13 protein-coding genes are annotated in these 19,028 nt (G+C 47.0%); 4 read left to right on the top strand and 9 right to left on the bottom strand.

The window, feature by feature from the left end:
• Position 1 precedes the first annotated feature (1 nt).
• The 4 genes from A4R26_RS11870 to A4R26_RS11885 all read left to right on the top strand — a co-directional run bounded on the left by A4R26_RS11870 (position 2) and on the right by A4R26_RS11885 (position 3,073).
• Positions 2 to 322: a circadian clock KaiB family protein gene (locus A4R26_RS11870; RefSeq protein WP_081163993.1), complete on the top strand. Its 321-nt coding sequence runs from the start codon at positions 2 to 4 to the stop codon at positions 320 to 322.
• Complete coding sequence (locus tag A4R26_RS11875; protein WP_081163994.1) at positions 322 to 1,608, top strand: sensor histidine kinase; 1,287 nt, start codon at positions 322 to 324, stop codon at positions 1,606 to 1,608. The genes A4R26_RS11870 and A4R26_RS11875 overlap by 1 nt, the downstream gene beginning before the upstream one ends.
• Positions 1,609 to 2,016 carry a response regulator gene (locus A4R26_RS11880; protein WP_081163995.1) on the top strand — a complete coding sequence of 136 codons (408 nt, stop codon included), beginning with the start codon at positions 1,609 to 1,611 and terminating at the stop codon, positions 2,014 to 2,016.
• Between the two features lie 112 nt (positions 2,017 to 2,128).
• The gene (locus tag A4R26_RS11885) at positions 2,129 to 3,073 is read left to right on the top strand and encodes a DUF6528 family protein (RefSeq protein ID WP_133054644.1); all 945 of its coding nucleotides are present in this window, start codon (positions 2,129 to 2,131) and stop codon (positions 3,071 to 3,073) included.
• A 56-nt stretch (positions 3,074 to 3,129) separates the two neighbouring features.
• Here the strand turns inward: A4R26_RS11885 and A4R26_RS11890 are convergent, their stop codons facing one another.
• The 9 genes from A4R26_RS11890 to A4R26_RS11930 form a co-directional block, all read right to left on the bottom strand.
• The gene (locus tag A4R26_RS11890; RefSeq protein ID WP_081163997.1) at positions 3,130 to 4,476 is read right to left on the bottom strand and encodes a DUF3526 domain-containing protein; all 1,347 of its coding nucleotides are present in this window, start codon (positions 4,474 to 4,476) and stop codon (positions 3,130 to 3,132) included.
• 3 nt (positions 4,477 to 4,479) lie between these two features.
• The gene (locus tag A4R26_RS11895; RefSeq protein WP_207625732.1) at positions 4,480 to 5,922 is read right to left on the bottom strand and encodes an ABC transporter permease; all 1,443 of its coding nucleotides are present in this window, start codon (positions 5,920 to 5,922) and stop codon (positions 4,480 to 4,482) included.
• Positions 5,923 to 5,941: 19 nt separating this feature from the next.
• Positions 5,942 to 8,434 (bottom strand): TonB-dependent receptor, encoded by a 2,493-nt coding sequence (locus tag A4R26_RS11900; RefSeq protein WP_081163998.1) that lies wholly within the window; start codon positions 8,432 to 8,434, stop codon positions 5,942 to 5,944.
• A gap of 98 nt (positions 8,435 to 8,532) precedes the next feature.
• A complete protein-coding gene (locus A4R26_RS11905) occupies positions 8,533 to 9,234 on the bottom strand; it encodes an ABC transporter ATP-binding protein (protein WP_081163999.1) in 702 nt (233 codons plus the stop codon).
• A gap of 209 nt (positions 9,235 to 9,443) precedes the next feature.
• Positions 9,444 to 9,839, bottom strand: a complete 396-nt coding sequence (locus A4R26_RS11910) for a hypothetical protein (protein WP_133054645.1) — start codon at positions 9,837 to 9,839, stop codon at positions 9,444 to 9,446.
• Between the two features lie 145 nt (positions 9,840 to 9,984).
• A complete protein-coding gene (locus A4R26_RS11915) occupies positions 9,985 to 12,504 on the bottom strand; it encodes a zinc-dependent metalloprotease (protein WP_081164001.1) in 2,520 nt (839 codons plus the stop codon).
• A 125-nt stretch (positions 12,505 to 12,629) separates the two neighbouring features.
• Positions 12,630 to 14,063, bottom strand: coding sequence for a RagB/SusD family nutrient uptake outer membrane protein (locus A4R26_RS11920; protein WP_081164002.1), 1,434 nt, complete (start codon positions 14,061 to 14,063; stop codon positions 12,630 to 12,632).
• An 11-nt stretch (positions 14,064 to 14,074) separates the two neighbouring features.
• Positions 14,075 to 17,380: a SusC/RagA family TonB-linked outer membrane protein gene (locus A4R26_RS11925; protein WP_165760239.1), complete on the bottom strand. Its 3,306-nt coding sequence runs from the start codon at positions 17,378 to 17,380 to the stop codon at positions 14,075 to 14,077.
• Between the two features lie 203 nt (positions 17,381 to 17,583).
• Positions 17,584 to 18,813: a FecR family protein gene (locus A4R26_RS11930; RefSeq protein WP_081164004.1), complete on the bottom strand. Its 1,230-nt coding sequence runs from the start codon at positions 18,811 to 18,813 to the stop codon at positions 17,584 to 17,586.
• Positions 18,814 to 19,028: the final 215 nt, after the last annotated feature.

The raw sequence follows: 19,028 nt of genomic DNA on the forward strand, positions 1-19,028 counted from the left end.
CATGAAAAAAAACGGCGGGAACAACGATCTGAAAAAAAAATCGAAACCTCCTCCGGAGTATGACCTACGCCTGTATGTTACCGGCGCTACACCAAACTCTGTAAAAGCGATAGCCAATATCACGAATATTTGCGAGTCGTTTTTAAAAGACAGGTATGATCTGCAGATCATAGACGTTTACAAAGACGCTTCTGTGGCCTGGCAGGAGCAGATCATTGCCCTGCCATTATTGATAAAAAAACTCCCGCTCCCTGAACGAAAGCTCATAGGCGACCTATCTGAAACCGATAAAGTATTAAAAGCCCTGGGGGTTGAAATGTAATGGACAGGAATATCAAACTTAAAGACGACCTGTTGCGGGAACTGGAAGAAACCCGCCGCCAGTTGTACGAAGCTAAAGAAACCATCGAGGCTATTCGTACAGGTCAGGTCGACGCGCTCGTTGTACAAAAAGGCAGCACCCACCAGTTATATACACTTAAAACAGCCGATCATACTTACCGGATATTTATCGAAAAAATGACCGAGGGCGCATTAACGCTCAGCCAGCAGGGCATTATCCTGTATGCCAATTCAAGTTTCGGTAATATGATCGGTATGCCGCTTTCGAGCATCATTGGCCTTCCATTCGAACAGTTCATTTCAAAAGACAACCTTGCTTTTTATAAAACGCTTTTCAAAACCTCCTGGGCAGGTGATTGCAAAGGAGAAGTAGAGATCTTTTATAACGGCAACCGTACACCGGTTCAACTTTCACTCACCGTGCTCGAGCTCGATGAAGGCATAGCCCTAAGCATCATCATTACCGATCTCACCCTGCAAAAAAACACCCAAAGAAAACTTGAAGAGAACAATCGCCAACTTGAACACCTGAACCATACACTCGAAAACAGCAATCACGATCTGCAGCAGTTTGCATCGGTAGCATCGCATGACCTGCAGGAACCTTTGCGCAAGATCCAGATGTTTTCAAACATTTTGAAGAATAAAGCATCGGGCAATTTAAGCAATGAAGAGATTGCCTACCTTGAAAAGATCATCGCTTCCACCGAACGCATGAAAGCATTGATAATTGACATCCTGAATTACAGCAGACTTTCTGCGGTTGACGGGGAATACCTGCCAACCGATTTGAATTTTGTGCTGAAAGAACTGGTGGAAGATTTCGAGCTGATGATCGCCGATAAAAAAGGAAAGATCATTTTCCACGATCTGCCGGTACTGGAAGTAAACCGCGGACAGATCCGCCAGGTATTTCAAAACCTTATTTCCAATTCGTTAAAATTTTCGAAAGACAGTGTGCCGCCGGTAATTGAAATAAGTGCAAAACTTTTATCGGAGAAAAGCATTGTCAGCGGGGAAGATGAAAATGGCGATTATTGTTTGCTTACTATTGAAGACAATGGAATAGGATTTGATGAGAAATATGCGACAACGGTTTTTTCGCTATTTCAGCGCCTTCATCCTAAAGATTCATTTGAAGGTACAGGCATAGGATTAGCCATTACCAAAAAAATAATCGAAAAACACCATGGATTGATACAGGTAAAAAGCACTCCAGGTATTGGAACTAAATTCATGATCGTGTTACCATTAAAACAACAATAAATGGCCGGTACCCAAAACATACCCAAAAAGGTCTTGCTGGCCGAAGACGATCCTGATGATATTGGATTCTTTTTTCATTATCTCGGCGACCGCTCCGACCTGCACTTACTGCCGCCGGTTGAGAACGGCGAAGAAGTAGTTGAATATTTACAAAAGGCGCATAACGGCGCCTTCCCCGATCTGATCATCCTTGACCAGAACATGCCGAAATGCAATGGCCTGCAAACGCTGGCTATCATAAAGAACAACGCACAGTTTGAAAATATCCCCGTATTTGTTTATTCTACTTATACAGATGCCTACCTCGTAAAACAAAGCCTGCAACTGGGCGCCAGATCGGTTTTGGAAAAACCCGTTTCGGTTGAAGGTTATCATAAAATGATCGATAACATACTGGAACTGATCTGAACCATTTCCAGCCTGCTTTTTGCCGCAAAAACAATGCAACCGTTTGTGTCATAATGTAGTCGTAATAATAAGCGTCCATGAATTACATTTGTTCAGCACAATCTTATTATAGATGAGACGAATAACGACAAAAGGCGTCGCCTTACTATTTATATCAATAGCTGGTTTATTCAGCCAGGCTGCAGCACAAACCAATGAGACCCCAACCTTTGAGAACTGTAAAAAATGCATCGTTTTGTGCGAACAATCAGTGCATCGGATCGCCATTCTCGATCCTGATAAAAAGGCCATGGTTTGGGAATGGCTGCCCGGTCAATCAGCTGCCATCAAAAAAGAACATGTGGACTGGTTTAAAAATCCATCCGATGCCAAGCCGGTGTACGGCGGCTCGGTCATTTTAATGAATGCTTCCGGCGGCGGCGTGGCGCTTATTCGCATTGCCGATAAAAAGGTATTGTTTTATGCTTTTGCCGGCGGCAATACGCATTCGGCCGAACTGCTGCCCGATGGGAACATCGTATCTGCCTCCAGCACCGGCAATTTCATGACGGTGTTCCGTACCGATACAACGCAGTTCCCCGACAATGTATACAGCAAACAGATCAACCTGCCCTTTGGTCATAACGTGGTGTGGGATAAAAAACGAAACCTGTTATGGTCGGCAGCAAAAGACCAGTTGAAAACCTTTACCTATAACTTTCACCGTCTGCTGCCCGAGATCACCATTAAAGATTCTATTCAATTACCCGGAACGGATGCGCATGACCTGTTCCCCGTATATGGCCAGCCCGCTTTATGGCTTACCAATACCACCGCCACTTACTATTTCAACGTTGAGCGGAACGAGGCGTCAAAAATAGCCATTCCCTATGCACACGTTAAAAGCATAAGTTCAGGACCATCCCCGCTTCCTACCATTTTTATTCATCCTGATGGCGCCAAAGGCTCCTGGTGGACTGATGAAATATATACCGCAGACGGTAAGGTGTTTTATAAACAACACGGGTTGAAAATATACAAAGCGCGATGGTTTGTGGAGAATACCTTCAGTTATTAAGAAAATTACCCGTGCCGGTTTATCGGCACGGGTTTTACCGCATGATATTTCAGGGATCAGGCCGGGTTCCTTTTAAAAAGCACAACACCTGCACCAAACAACACTATACCGGTAAACAGTAAAGGCAGTACAAGCTGTATCCATTGCACATTACAGGCAGCATGAAAATATACCGGCACATGTTGCGCCCAATGCTCACTATCAACCGCACTATCGCCAAATATTTTTGGGTAGAAATACCGGCGCAGCCGTTCATGAAAATGTACTGTACTATCTAAATACTGTAAATGCTGCGGCATACCGGTTTGCGCTATGTTGGCAAACTGAAGTTGGGCATGGGTGGCAGGAAAAAACAAACCTGCAGTGGCGCTCACCCTGCTTCGCTGCCGTAATTGCTGATGCATGGCCCTGCTGTGTTCCCTTGCCTCCGCATCACCCATATGCTGCATGGCATAAAACCATAAATAATTAAAAGAAGGTTTGTTCCATACATAGTTCCTGTATTCGGGGTATTCATGAAAGAAGGCCTGTAACGTGCTGTCTTTATCCTTATCCCATTTGGTATGATAACCGTCGCGTTGTTTTATCAGCGTGCTGTACGCTTCGGGAACGGCATAGCGGGCCGTAACATAATTATTGATCAAACCGGGCACCAGCAAACAAAGCAACACCCAGGCGCTCAGCAACAACAAGGCGTTTACGCTGGTGCTTTTATGCAATACGATCAACAGGAAACTGATCGCAAACCACACAAGAACATACAGGAAGGCGACGATCGCATAAGCGCCAAAAGCAGCGTTAACCGGAATACCCACGATCAGTTTGGCCAGTATAAGCAATGACAGCAATAAGGCACTTACAACGATACACCTGATACTTAATTTTTGCAAAATGAATTTCATGGGCTGCAGCGACTGCATTTTTACCAGCGGCCAGGTGCCGCCTTCCTTTTCACGCGAAAGCACATTGAAATTAAACGCAATGATCAGCAGGGGAAACAAACAGGTGATCACAAAACTCAGATCGAAATTCCCGGTCATCAGGTTGTAAGGATTATACAGATCCGTATCGTACCGCTGTGCTTCCAGTCCGCGAACGGTAAGCGCCTGTATATTTGAATTTACATCCTGCTGGCCAATGGCCAGTGCCGCAATGGGCGCCGGTTTATTAATGTAAGCGAACTTCAGATAATACATCAGCAAACCGAACTCGTTCTTTATATATTTTACATTGCGTCCGATATGTTCCTGCTGCGAGCGGGTAACCGACTGAATGGCGGCCTCCTGTTTTAAAAGGAACTGCCGGCCGATAAGAATGCTAACCATACCGGCTGCAAAAAACAACACCAGCGCAATCCATACACTCCGGCTGCGGATAAAATTATAGAATGCTAATTTGTACATAGGTTATATAACTGTAGCTTTTGCTGCTGTAAAATGAATAAGGATTACCGATAGCAACAACCAGGCAGCCAGTGCAACCAGCGCCACCCACTGTTGTTGTATGATTTCGTTTACCGATTGGTACCGGTGCCTGAAATCGGGGAACGATGTCCAGTGACTTTTATCGATACTATACGGTTTGTCGGTGCTGCTTAACTTCTTATTACTGATATATTTCATTTGCAGCACGTTCATGGTTTGCGCCAGGTCATAGCGATACTTTTCAGCCTGTTGCTGAAAACTCAGGAAAGCCGAAAAACCGGTACCGCTAAAAGCCATGGTAATATTTTTAAACCCAATGAACGGATCAATAAAAGCGGCATTATAACTTACCCGGTTCTGCCGGTCGTAAATAGTATGCAACTGTTGTAAATGACGGTTATACACCTGCGCGCTCATGCGCTCCCCTTCCTGCATAATGTAACCGCTGTAGTTGAATGGAAGCTGTTGAATGGAATCAACTTTATTGGCACGCAGGACCGAATCTTTCAGTTTTTTAAAATGAACATCATCGGGATTATGACTATCTCCCTGTTGCAGTATATCCGCTTCCACAGCCGCCTGAAATTGTATTTTTCCGGGCGCGGGATATACATAACTACCAATAGCCTGCAAGGTTTTGGGCAATACAATGGCCATCATAAGCCACATGCCCAGTAACGACAACAACGCGCTTCTGCCCGTGCTGCTCACTGCCGATATTACAATGGCCAGCACACTTACGACCCATAAGAAAATAATGGCGCCGGCACCGATCACCGCACAACGTATAAACAACCCGGCATCAGCAGTTGTGGTTGACTGCAATGCAATACCGGTTAAAGTGCTCAACAGAACCGGCAGTAAGAAAGCAACGGCAACCGCAAACAACCCAATGCTATTACCCCAGATGATCTGTTTAAAGGTGGCGCCCTGACTTACCAGTATTTTCAGCGTGGCATTTTCACGTTGCTGCGCTACAGCATTGAATCCAAGGAAGAACAGGATCAGCGGCAACAGTGTTTGTAACAGCATGGCCAAACTGAGTTCCCCAAAGCGCAACAACCCGGTGCTAAAACTGGCTTCGCTGTAATTGGCGGTATTCTGTTTATGCGCTTCCAGGTAAACAGCATTACCCGTATAACTTTCCATGCCATTATCGAACATGCTTAACGGATGTTTTACCCTGAAAGCAAACGAACCGAAATGCGCCATGCGGTGCGGATGTTTATCGGGGTTGGCCTCCCAGCTTTGCCGCGCCCGGGCCTGGTATTCTTTGCGGATCTCATTCTGCCTGGTATAGGTAGCATAACCGGTAAACACTGCATATAATACCAGTGCCAGCCATACCAGGTAGATGGGTACTATCACTTTCCCCTTCCAAACGGTTTTTATAAAGTGAACCGCTATTAATTTTATGTTGCTCATGAGTTGCTGTTTCAGCTTTTTAAAAACGATAGGTAACGGTAAGCATCATGTTGCGGGGAGCGCCAGGGAACAGGCGTAAATAACTTTGCGCCCCGATCCAGTACCGGGTATCGAACAGGTTATTTACATTACAGGCAACCTGGATGTTCCTTTTGCCCGGTGAGTAATAAACCGCCAGGTCCATAATGGTATAGGCAGGCGTTTTAAAATCACGGCTGAACCAGGGCAGCCGGTCGCCATTGTACTGCACGCCGGCACCAATACCGATGTCTTTTAATGCAGAACCCGTTGGGAAATTGAAACGCGACCACAAATTGGCGCTGTTATACGGCGTGTTTTGTTTCCTGGCCCCTTTCAACGCTTCGTCATTATCTTCAACGATCACCGCATCGATATAGCTGTACGAGGCATTGATCTGCCAGTTGGGCAACAGGTAACCGGCCACATCTATTTCAAAACCGCGGCTTCTTTCGGCACCACGGGTGGTGAGTGAATCGGGGAACGCCGGCACATTTGCATTCAATAATAAATTCCGCTGATTGATCTCATATACCGCCGCATTCACCTGCATTTTTCCTTTTAACACCATTGCTTTTACGCCAACCTCCTTCAAATCGCTGGTAAGCGGTTTAAACTGTGCGGCCGATCTGGTGCTCCAGAAAAAACTACCGGTATTGGGCATCAGCGTTACGGTATTGCTTTGCGGCTGAAACCCTTCGAGGTAAGTGCCGTATATGTTGATGTTCTTCGTTATAGCGTAGGTTAGCCCCACCCGCGGCAGCAACTTATTATTGGTAAATGAAAACTCATTCGCCGCCTCATAGTTGGTAATGTCTTTGAACCATTCGTGCCGTACACTCAACAGCAAAATAAACCGGTTCCATGCAAGTTGTTCCTGAACATATACGGCGTTGGTAGTAGTGAGGGCGGAAGGCACGGGCGTTTTTACATTCATTATATAATCGCCCGCATCCCTGAAATTATAGGAAGGCGTTTCAAGATCGAAATGGCTTACGTTTGGTTTTGGCAACGTAAGGCCTTTGTAAGTGATGGTCTGATAACTGGCTGCATTCGCAGGCACAAAAGAACTGGCAACCGTTCCGTCTTTCAGCAGAAAACCTCTTGCAGCATTCTGGCCACCGCCTTTTTGTTTTTCCCAGCGATGCAGATCATAACCCGCCAGTAACTGATGTTTTATTTTCCCGGTAGAAAATTTAAAATTGAAATAGCCGGTCACGTTGTCGATATTCCAGTTTTGTTTGCGTTGCACGAACTGCATACCGGCCAGTGTATTTACCGGCTGGTTATTTATATCATGGGCGAATGCATTGGTTGTACGGTGTTCCTGCAGGTCTTCCTGCCAGGTTTGTTTCATATAAGCGGCGTTGAAACTTATTGCATCGCTAAACCGGTGGCTCAGGCTGCTGGTAACCATAAAATCCTTCGATTTAAAGAAATCGTTGGCCGCGCTCAGGTTCAAACCAATGGGTGTACTTTTCAGATCGGCGCCGGCCTTTGCGCCGAAAATGGGTTGGCCGCGATCGAGGTTACCGTTCAAATGGCTCATGACCATTTCAACATTGATGGCTGTTTTATCATCGGGTATATAGGAAAATGAAGGTGAAAGCAGGAATGAATTATTGCGCACCAGGTCGCGGTAACTTTTTGCTTCCTGGTAACCGCCGTTCAACCGGTACAACAATGTTTTTTCTTTGTTCAACGGTCCGGTGAAATCAAGCGTGCCGCGAATGGTGCTGAAGCTGCCCGCACTCAGGCTTATTTCTTTTCTATCGAAGGTCAATGGCTTTTTGGTAACAAGGTTAATAGTGCCGCCGGGATCAACGCTGGCAAAGGTAGCGCTGGCCGGACCTTTTATCACTTCTACCCTTTCAATATTCGTAGTAATGGGTTGTAAAAAATAATACTGCCGGGTACGCATGCCATTGATGATCTGCCCTTCTTCATTCTGATTGATGCCCCTTATGGCATATTGATTATAAAAGCTTGATGGAATAACGCCGGGAACGATCTTTACCGCATCGGCCAGTTGAAAAGCCTGGCGGTCGGTGATCAGTTCTTTTGTCACCGTCCCTATCGCCTGCGGAAGATCCCTGTTCAGCATCGCTATTTTGGTGGCTGAAAAAGAATAGTCGCTATTGTATTTCTGCGCACTGCGGCCAAGCACTTCCACTGTCTGCAATTGGGTATTTACAACGGTGAGCGCAAAATTCATCGACCGCGTACCATTATTCAACACCACGGCTTCGCTCAATGTTTCATAGCCGATAGCCGAGATGGTAATGGTATAGCTGCCATTGGGTACATCAGCAATTATATAAGCGCCATCATCGCCGCTTGTAACCGTATGTATTTTCGATTTCTGTTTCAGGGTCACCGTTGCTTTGGCAAGCGGCTCGTTGTTTTCGCCCGTTATTTTTCCTTCTATGCTGTTCTGGCCGTATATATATACCGAGGCCAGTAACAAAAGTAACAGGAGTACCTGTTGTTTCATGCCGATTGATTATTGTTATGAAAGTTTAAAAGAACCGTTTTAAGTTGTGAGGCAAGAAGTAAGTTCACGAGTTAACAGGTTAACAAGGGCCTTTTTACCTATATTGTCTCCAGGTACAACTGCTGCAACTCATTTGCCGTAATGGCGCTGGTGGCAACGCTATGCACCAGGGAACCACCGCGCATGATACCGATGCGCGAGCCAACGTTCACCGCGTTGAAGATGTCGTGCGTTGCCATGAAAATGGTTTTACCATCTGCGGCCAGTTCTTTACAAATACCGGTGAATTCGGCGGTGGCCCGGGGATCGAGGCCGCTGGTGGGCTCATCCATTAAAATAAGATCGGCGTTCTTTGCAATCGCGATTGCGATGCCAACCTTCTGCCGCATTCCTTTCGAATAGGTGGTCAGGTGTTTTTTATGGGCTTCCGTTTGTAAACCTGCCTTGCTTAAAAAACCGGCCAGCTTCTCACGCGAATATTTATACCCCGCCAAACGGCTGAAGAAATCCAAATTTTCCAGTCCGGTTAAATTGCCATACAGTTGAACCACTTCAGGAATATATGCTACAAACTTTTTGGTTGCCACGTTGCCGGGTTTTACTTCCATGTCATTGATGGTGGCCAGTCCGCTGGTAGCCGCCGTAAAACCAAGAAAAATGTTGATGGTGGTTGTTTTGCCGGCGCCGTTCTGTCCCAGCAAACAAAAGATCTCGCCTTTATCAATAGATAAATTAAGGTTGCGCAGGGCGGCAGTACCATTGTACTGCTTGCCAAGCTGCATAGCTTGTAATACAGGCATGTGTATGTGATTGTAGAATTAGTATGTGGTGATTGCAGTGGTGAATGGTGAATGGTCAATACAGTTTCAGGACGCTTGATTAATTAGCAGCCATCCAATTGAGCAACAGTTGCATGGTAATAGTGATGCTCGCTTTTACGCAAGCAGACTGTAATGAGCGAATCTCATTCACCATTGACCATTGACCATTGACCATTGACCATTGACCATTAAACTACAGGCGGGCCCTTATTGGGCAGGGGAAAAGAAGGAGCTGTTACAGCCGGCAATTGGTAATACCCCAACTGCGGCCCGGTAACGTGATGGCCCAGGTTAGATGCGGTTATTGCTATTTCGCTATAGGTAGCATACTTGTGTGAGCAAACCGGACAATTGGCATCCTGTTGCGAGCCATCGTCCTGGAAAAGCAGTTGCTGTTGACTGTCCGCTGCATGCGTTTTCTTGGCACCATGTATGGTTTTATGGTGATGCCAGTATTGCACCGGCGTTGCCACAAACGCATATAACGCCAAAAGGAAAGCGCCTAACAGGTTTTTATATGTGCTGAACGGATTCAAACAATTTGCAATATCGTTGCAAAAGTAGCTTTTTAGGGAATACGTCAAAAATTAAATTTACTGCACGTATTCACTTCGTTCATCCTGCAACCATGCTCAGGACATTAAATAAAAAAAAAGGGTAAGTAGAAACAAACCCCTTTAAAGACAAACTAATTGTCGCCTGAGGACCCTTTTATCAGACATGATAATATTACCTCCTGGGGTCAAGCACGTTTATCAATCGTTCATGCAGGTCTTTCAAATGATCTACTGAAGCGGCATCGTGATACAGCGGCCATGCTCTTTTGAGATCCGCTGCCAGTTCACGGGCATGTGCCTTTACTACAGAACTTGCATCCGATTCGGCACTGATCGCCGATTTCGCCGGCGGCAGTAATGTCATCAGTTTTATCACATAGGCCTTCTGCAGGTTGCGCCGGTTAAGGCTGATCAACCTGTTTACGGGTAATTCGGAAAAAATTCCTTTTTTCAGATCGGTAAGCATTTCTCTTACTCCATATGCTTTGGCTGGCGCTTCCGCTTCCTGTATCGCCAGCCGGTAAATGTATTTGCCATCGAGCAGTTGGTCGAGGATGGTTTTCTGAACCGTTTCCACACTGCCGAAACCGGTTGAGGTAATGCTATACAAATGCGGGTACCTGAGCCACTCCGGCGTACTGAACAGCTCCTTTTGTAAAAAAGCCATGGCGCGTTTTTGTTTTTCCTTTGGCACAAAGTCATACACGCTGCCCGGTTGTTCAACTGTTTTTGGCGTGGTCAGCACACCGCCGATATTCATCAGCACATGGCCCATGTACCGCTGGAACTGGTTCACCACTTCCTGGTACATCTCCCCTGCCCTTGTATAATCTTCATCTGGCCGCTGTGTCCATTTTATCAGGTTGGGCACAATCCTTTTCAGGTTCCTGATTCCATATGCACTGGCGATCATGGCATCATCACCAAGGTCTTCGTTCTGGTTCCTGGGATCGAGGCCGGTGGCGGCATCGCCGGGCACCGCTTCTATCCCGAAAAAGTATTGGGAACCCGTTTTTAATTTATCAACGATCCATTTATTCAGTATGCTTTTTTCTTCAGCGGCTGTTTTGTTACCGGGAATAAGCCTGTAACCCCATTCAATAGCCCATTTATCGTAATCGCCTATCCGCGGGAACAATCCCTTTTCCGTAATATGATCTTCTGGCTGGGCAACATAATTGAAACGTGCATAATCCATGATCGAAGGCGTATGGCCATGTTCTTCTACCCAGGCTTTATCACGCAGTTTTTCAACCGGCACAGTGGAGGAAGCGCCCCAGTTGTGGCGCAAACCCAATGTATGCCCTACTTCGTGTGATGAAACAAAACGGATCAGTTCTCCCATCAGCGCATCGTCGAACTGTGGTTTGTTGGCCCTTGCATCAACCGCCCCCGCCTGAATGAAATACCATTTATACAGGATGTCCATCACGTTATGGTACCAGTTGATATGTGTTTCCAGGATCTCGCCGCTGCGCGGGTCTTTTACACTGGGACCGCTTGCATTGGGGAAATCAGACGGTTTGTATACCAATGCCGAATGTCGCGCATCATCGATGCTCCAGGTACTGTCCTCCGCTTTTGACGGCGCTTCCCTGGCCATGATGGCATTTTTAAAACCCGCTTTTTCAAACGCAGCCTGCCAGTCGTTCACCCCTTTGATCAGGTAAGGCACCCATTTCTTCGGCGTTAATGGATCGATATAAATAATGATCGGCTTTTGCGGTTCAACCAGTTCGCCGCGGTTATACTTCTCTACATCTTCAGGTTTAGGCTCCAGCCGCCAGCGCCAGATATTACTTACTCTTTTTACACCCTGGGGGTTGACGTCAAAATCAACATAATCGGTTGGCCACAATCCGAAGAACCCCACCCGCGGATCGTACGGCCTGCCCTTCATAGGTTCTTTGGGAAGCAATACAATTGAGTTGTTGTACTCGAAGGTCATAGGCGTAACGGTGGTGCTCATGGGTTTTGGCACCGCATATGTTTTTACCGTTCTTATTTCAATGTTCAGGGGAAACGCCCTGATGGTATCTACATAACTTCTGTCGGGGATAACCGTTCCCAGCGCGGTGTACCCTTTTATATCGCTGAGGTAACCGAACACGGCATTGTCGCTGTTCAGGTAATCGGTAACATCGAAAACAACCGTATTTTTTTCTTTATCGATGGCCTTTAACGGGAACGATGCATAAATGGGATGAACGTTATTGCTTTCTACAATTTTCAACAACCCGTTCTCCGAACTGTCTGACGAACGTTCTTTATAGGAGATCATTTTCAGCATAACCTTGTTGTTCGGCGCTTTTTCAAATCGGATAACGCTTTCACCTATCCAGTCGCCCGAATAGCTCATGAGCCGGCCCATCGGATGCCGGTACTGTGACGACGACTTTGCGATACGGTTTACCGTTAGCAGATCGCGCCCCAGTATTGAATCGGGCAATTCAAACAAACAGCGATCGCCGATCTTATGCACTTTAAAAAAGCCCGTCGCTGTTTTGGCATCCGCGGTCACTACATCCTTATATGCTTTGAGGGCCTCTGGTTTCGGCAATGGTTTTACTGAAGCGGAATCTGCTTTTTTGATGCCGGCGGTGTCTGTTCTTTGCGTCTTCTGCGCCAGCACTGAACCGGCTATACACACACAGCCTGCGAGGAGGAGCTGTTTTTTGATATTGGTAAACATGTTATTTATTGGTTTAAGAAAAGTTGAGGCAATGCAGGTCCCTGATCGATGCAACCAAGCACGACCGGGATGGTATCCGTGTCATCACCGGTATGGCCGGAGATGACACGGGGAACATTTAAAGATTATTGATATCCGGGGGTTTGCAACAAATTGGGATTAACCTGGGTATCGTTGGTTGAAATGGGCCACCATTGTTTGAAGCTGCTCCAGGCGCCGTTCTTCTTTGGTGCTTCCGCATTCATAACACCATCGAGTTTCCCGGTGCGCCGCAGATCGAATAAGCGGTTGCCCCATTCAGTGAAAAATTCAATACGGCGTTCGTTTATGATAGCATCTCTTATCTCGTCGGCAGTTGTAGCTGTTGAACCTGTTAAACCGGCTCTGGCCCTAACGGCATCCAGATCGGCTTTGGCGCCATCGGGGTCGTTACGTTTAAGACGTGCTTCCGCCCTGATGAGGTATTGCTCCGCCAGCCTGAACACCACCAGGTATTCGGTAGGCGTTGCTACAGTGGTTTTCACTTTATACTTATTCGCAAAGTAATAAGTGGTTTCGGAATTGCTGCCGCTTGCCGGCACCACCGATGTACCTACCCAATTGGTAAAACGCGTATCCCCTGCTTCAAATGCATTTACAAGCGAAGCGCTCAGGCTCGCCACCTGCCCGCTTTGCAACGGTGTTTTTCCGGCGGTGATAATATACGCACCGGCATCTCTGACATAATTTCCGGTGGCAGGCGGCGCCAGTCCCCAGATCATTTCTTTGCTGGCTGCAAGGAATGTTTGTGCCGGCGGCACCAGTTGATAGGTTGCGGTATTGCCAATAAGTGTATTTGCCTGCGCTTCTGCATTGGCCATGTCTTCCACAAACAGGTAAACCCGCGCCAAAAACGCCGTTGCCGCCGCCTTGTTGGGCCGCGCCCTGTCGGTAGTGGTAACATTGCCATCGGCATTGCGGTATTCAGCAGTCAACAGGTTTTGCGCTTCTTTCAGATCGGTAATGATCTGTGCATACACGTCATTACGCGCACTGCGGCCCGAGGTATTATTCGTTCTGAAATCGGAGCTGGTTACAATGGGCACCTCACCAAACAGGTTCACGAGGTAAAAATGCATCAGCGCCCGCAGGAACAATGCCTCACCCAGCCATTGGTCTCTTTTTTTCAATGCCGTTGGCGATGCATTACTTACGCCCTCAACTGCCAGGTTGATCGCATACAGTTGATTGTAAAAATAGCTCCACATGTAGGCTGTATTGGCGCTTTGCAAACCATTTGAATAAAACGCCAGGTAATCGGTCTGGGTCGATGCGTTCTGCAATTCATCGGTATATAAACCCGAGCGTAACGGAAAACCGGTTGAATTGGTAAGTGACTGACTGTTGGATATCTCACCCAGAATATTGTTCAGCACAGCAGCCGCCCCATTGTCATTTGTATAAGGAGCGCCGGCCGAAACCTGGTTTACCGGTAAAGGAATGTCAAGATATTTTTTACAACCAGTCGTACTCAACAGTACGATCAGGCCGGTGAAGTATATATAATGAGTTCGTTTCATTGTTTTCTTTTTTACAGTGAAAGATTGATTCCGGCAGAGAACGTGCGGGTGGGCGCCTGGCCTGCTCCGAGATTTTCAGGATCGAGGTCCTTGTACTCCGAAACTGTTAACAGGTTCTGTCCCTGCAACAATACCCGCAGTGCTTTTATGCGCGCCTTCATTAAAAACTTACCCGAAAAATCATAAGCGATATTTACATTGCTCAGCCGCGCATAGGTAGCATTGGCATAAGCGCCGGTACTGTTGAAAAAGTTGTTTTGTAACAATAAAGCATTAATGCCAGACTGTGGTTTGGGTATATCGGTTATATCGCCCGGTTTTTGCCAGCGGCCCAACGCTTCGCGAACAGTATTCCGGTTGGCTACGCCCGGAAGAAAGGTCTGTTGCCCCATGAAATTGCGTCCCATCCTGTTTACGATAGCTACCATAAACCCGAACGTCAGGTTTTTATACTGGAATGAGTTATTGATGCTGCCGTAATATCTGGGGTTAAAATCAACGAACTCCGTTTTGTCCTTATTGGGATCGAGTTGAACAGGCCCCAACAATGGCAGGAATTCGCCCTTCACCCCTTCTTTATAAAAGTTGTAATTACCGGTTTGCGGATCAACGCCGGCATATTTATACAACCTGATCCCATTGATTGATTTACCTAACACGTAATTATTATTCACTTCGAATAAATTGAAGCCGGGATATTCAACGAGTTTGCTGCGCGGAATGGTGAGCACCACATTGGTTGTCCAGTTAAAATTCCTGCGCTTCATATTATGCGAGGTCAGCGTTCCTTCAAAACCTGTATTCTGCAGCAGTGCCGGTGAATTTACCTGGAAGGCCTGAAAACCGGTTACGGTGGAGAGTGGCTGATTTACGAGCTGATCAGATGTTCTGTCGCGGTAATAGGCAGCTGTTAACAGAAAACGGTCCTGCATAAAACCAAGATCGAGCGTTACCTGGCTTTTTTTGGTATGTTCCCAATGCAGATCGGGATTTGCCAGTGAAGTAGGATCAAGCCCTATACGTCCCTGGTAAGTGCTCGAATTACTGGTATACCGGTCGAGGTACAGGTAATTACCGATCTTATCTCCGCCTGATGTTCCATGGCTTACCCGTACTTTACCAAAACTGATAAAGGGCAATGCTTTTTTAAACCAGGGCTCTTCGCTGAAGATCCAGAAAAAGGCTGCTGAACCGAAAAGTCCCCACTGATTACCCGGACCGAATTTGGAACTCCCATCATAACGGCCGGTTACACGCAATACATACTTATGCGCCCAGTCGAATTTGGCAATACCAAAAAAACCGGCATACTTCTCGGGGTTTTGAGAGTAGGCCGACAGGATATTAGCCTGTGTAGTGAACGTGGGATTATACAACATGGCATCGGAAATAAAATTGATGCCTTTGACCGAGCTGCTATTCTGAAGAATATCCTGGAAGGTAGCGCCGGCCTGTACCGAAAAATCGCCTCTTCCGCCTGCCTGCATTGAATAATTAGCCGAAGGTTCAACCGTTATGGTTCTTACAGTTGCGTTCAACAGCGTGCTGTTACTTAAATTCGAAGGCGATACCGCTGAATTGGGATTGAAGTATGTGGTTGGTTCAGCCCGGAGCTCTTTTGTAGTGATGAGGTTATACCCTACCGTATTTACCAGTGAAAGGTTTTTCACCGGCCGGTACTCAACCCGCAGGTTACCCAACATATTGTTATCAACCCGGTCGAAGATCAGTTGCAATCCCTTGGCCGGGTTATCACCGGTTTCCCAATTCAATGTACCATCGGGAAGAAATAATGATGGCGCATTAGGCGCCAGGGTATTCAACCCGCCCAGCGCAAACTCCCAGGGTTTCATATCGTTGATGGTCGATGAAAAGCTTCCTGAAAGGCCAACTGTCAGTTTTTTATTGGCCGAACCGCTGTTGATATCAAAACCGGCGCCCATGTTGCGATAAGAACCTTTGTCGCGTTGCGTTGTTTTCTCATCGTTATAATTGGCGCGAATAAGAAAAGTGGTATTACCTACGCCTCCCGAGTAAGAAGCATTCGCATACGTACGGGGCGAATACAACCCGGTAAACTCCTTCGACCAGTTGGTATACCGGTCTTCGGGCCAGGTACCGTTGAGGTCATAGTCTGTTGCGCCGATAACGCCATTGCTGTTTTTGATGGCCTCGCGGCGCAACGTCAGGTATTCTTCCGTATTGAGCATTTTTGGCGTTGTACCGCGCACCGAGATACTTTGATTGACATTCAGGCTCAGCATGGGCGCATGTGCTTTTCCCTTTTTGGTAGTAATGATCACTACGCCATAAGCGCCGCGTGAGCCATATACCGAAGTGGCATCGGCATCTTTCAGCACTTCCACACTTTCAATTTGTGAAGGGTCAATAAAGTTCAGTGCGTTTCCTCCCTGTAAACCGGCACTGCCGCCCTCTATGTTCGAGGTTGTCACATATGGCAGCGGAGTACCGGCAGGATAAGATACGCCATCGATGATATATAAGGGAGCCTGGTTGCCAAATGTCGACTGGCCCCTGATCTCTACATTGAAACGTCCGCCAGGCACACCGGTCTGTTGTTGAATGAACATACCCGGCACCCTGTACTGCAGCACCTGCAATACGTTGGCAACGGGGTTCCTTGCAATTTCTTCACTGGTAATGGTAGTTACGTCGCCGGTATTCAACCGTTTACTGGTAGCGCCGTAGGCAATGATCTGTACCTGGTCGAGATCGCTCAGTTTCTGCCTGGCTATTACTACCATCTGTGAGCGGCCATTCACCGGGGCTTCAATTGTTTCCATTCCCACACTGCTTATCAGCAGCCGTGCTTTGGGATCGATATGCTTCAATAGAAATTCACCGTTTTTGTTTGTATAGGTTGCAATGGAGGTTCCTTTTACCGAGATGGTAGCCCCGGGCACCGGTTCGCTGTGAGAAAAGATCACGCGGCCGCGCACATCTATATTCGGCGTGGTATCTGCCTGCATTTGCACCGGTTCAATTTGTATGATGGCATTACGCGCCGTAGGTTTTATCACTATCACATTACCAATGATCTCATAAGTAAAAGGCTTGTCCTTAAAACATATGTCCAGCACCTGTTTCAGGCTGGCATTCTTCACGCTGATGGTTACCGGGGCGCTTTTCTGCAGCAGTTCTACCTTATAGTAAAAGCTTACGTTCGCCTGCTTTTCTATCGATAGCAATACTTTTTCAATGGGCGCATTCTTTTCAGAAAGGGTAATGCTTTGCGCCGTCCCTTTCGCTGCCACCTGCAAACAGGCGCCCAGTAACAGAATAGCTGTGAGTCTCATGATTCTTAGCAGTTTGTTGACCAAAGCATGGCCGGTTGCATCCCGCATAAAAGCGGGATTACAAAGCAAAATTGACATAACTTTGTGTAGTTTGGGTTAATTGATAAAGCAGTCTTTAGCGAGATACTTGTTATATCAGGTTAACTCATTTTGAACCTGGTTCGCCTTCCACGCGATCCGGGTTTTTTATTAACCTGAATGTTTTATTTCATAATAATGATCTTTTTGTTTTTGATGGTGCATTTCACGCCGCTTGCTTCTATGATCTTCAGCATTTCGCTGGCCATTACATTCCGCGATATCTTTCCCCTGAAATGACCTTCGGGCTTCGGCCCTTCATATACTACTTCCACATCGTACCAGCGCTCAACCTGTTTCATTACCGTTTCTATATCGGCATTGGTAAAACGAAACAACCCGTTCTTCCAGGCCAGTACTTCTTCTATATCGGGTGAATGGTCAACGGTCAATGATGAATGGCTCCCTGCCAGTACAGCCTGCTGCCCCGGTTGCAGAATCACTGAATTCTCTTTCACGTTTGACGTTTCACGTTTCACGACTTTCACCCTGCCTTCCACCAGGGTGGTTTTTATTGATCCTTCATCGCTATAGGCATGTACATTGAAGCGGGTTCCCAGCACTTCCACCCTGGTTCCGTAAGCCTCTACTTTAAAAGGTTTCCCGGCATCATGCGCTACTTCCAGATATGCCTCGCCATCGATCTTTATAACTCTTTCTTTACCGGGAAATGCAGTTGGATAAGTAATGGCCGAAGCCGCATTGAGCCACACTTTTGAGCCATCGGGCAAAACCAGCTGGTACTGGCCGCCACGCGGTGTGCGCAGGGTATTGTAGGTCAATGGTGAATGATCAATGGTGAATGGGTTTCCCGCTTTTTGGGATGCCGCTTCATACACCAGCTCTCCGCTTTTTGTTTTTATTACCTGCGAATTGCCCTGTTGCGCCAGTTGCCCATCGGCAGCGCTGTCGAGAATGATGGTTGAATTGTCGGCCAGCGTAAGAATGGCTTTGTTACCGCCGGGTGAAATGTCTCTAACGGTTGCACCCGGTGTGGCCGGCAGATCAGTTTCCCGGGTACGGACTAACCAGAAAGCAGCCGTTCCCACAATTAAAAGAATGGCGGCCGCGGCTGCGATGCGCATCCATCTTTTTTTCACAGCGTACATTTCAATTACGGGTGTTTCATAGGCAGTCTCTTGCGGCCGTACAGGTTCGGGCAATTGATATTTGCCAGGAAATACATCCAGGCCTTCCCAGGTGGCATTGAATAACCGGGAGATCACCTCTTCCTCCATCCCCTCTTCCGGCGATGCACCCAGCTCATTGATCAATGCTTCGCACTCCTGATGCGTACAGTTATTTTGTATATACTTATTATAAAGTTCCTCCAGTTGTTCTCTTGTTAGTGCCATTATTTTTGTATTAAATAGCCGCCCTTTCTACAGATACGCGCGGGCGAAAAGAAAATACCAGCTCCATTAAAAAAAAATTCATAAAGTGAATAAAAGGCTGCTGCCGTTTCCTGATCTGGTGCCGGCTGCCAGTTTCCGGCTGCCAGTCCCTCAAAGCGGGGGCCTGCTTATATCCAGCCTGTAATGGATTCCGCGAAACTGGAACCTGGCAACCA

The sequence above is a fragment of the Niastella populi genome (genome assembly GCF_002078015.1).
In the GTDB taxonomy this organism is placed as follows: Bacteria; Bacteroidota; Bacteroidia; order Chitinophagales; family Chitinophagaceae; genus Niastella; species Niastella populi.

Excerpts from the sequence above, each read along its gene's own strand:
- A4R26_RS11925 (WP_165760239.1), bottom strand. The coding sequence starts at position 17,380 with ATGAGACTCACAGCTATTCTGTTACTGGGCGCCTGTTTGCAGGTGGCA.
- A4R26_RS11915 (WP_081164001.1), bottom strand. The coding sequence starts at position 12,504 with ATGTTTACCAATATCAAAAAACAGCTCCTCCTCGCAGGCTGTGTGTGT.
- A4R26_RS11905 (WP_081163999.1), bottom strand. The coding sequence starts at position 9,234 with ATGCCTGTATTACAAGCTATGCAGCTTGGCAAGCAGTACAATGGTACT.
- A4R26_RS11895 (WP_207625732.1), bottom strand. The coding sequence starts at position 5,922 with ATGAGCAACATAAAATTAATAGCGGTTCACTTTATAAAAACCGTTTGG.
- A4R26_RS11930 (WP_081164004.1), bottom strand. The coding sequence starts at position 18,813 with ATGGCACTAACAAGAGAACAACTGGAGGAACTTTATAATAAGTATATA.
- A4R26_RS11880 (WP_081163995.1), top strand. The coding sequence starts at position 1,609 with ATGGCCGGTACCCAAAACATACCCAAAAAGGTCTTGCTGGCCGAAGAC.
- A4R26_RS11900 (WP_081163998.1), bottom strand. The coding sequence starts at position 8,434 with ATGAAACAACAGGTACTCCTGTTACTTTTGTTACTGGCCTCGGTATAT.
- A4R26_RS11885 (WP_133054644.1), top strand. The coding sequence starts at position 2,129 with ATGAGACGAATAACGACAAAAGGCGTCGCCTTACTATTTATATCAATA.
- A4R26_RS11875 (WP_081163994.1), top strand. The coding sequence starts at position 322 with ATGGACAGGAATATCAAACTTAAAGACGACCTGTTGCGGGAACTGGAA.
- A4R26_RS11870 (WP_081163993.1), top strand. The coding sequence starts at position 2 with ATGAAAAAAAACGGCGGGAACAACGATCTGAAAAAAAAATCGAAACCT.
- A4R26_RS11920 (WP_081164002.1), bottom strand. The coding sequence starts at position 14,063 with ATGAAACGAACTCATTATATATACTTCACCGGCCTGATCGTACTGTTG.
- A4R26_RS11890 (WP_081163997.1), bottom strand. The coding sequence starts at position 4,476 with ATGTACAAATTAGCATTCTATAATTTTATCCGCAGCCGGAGTGTATGG.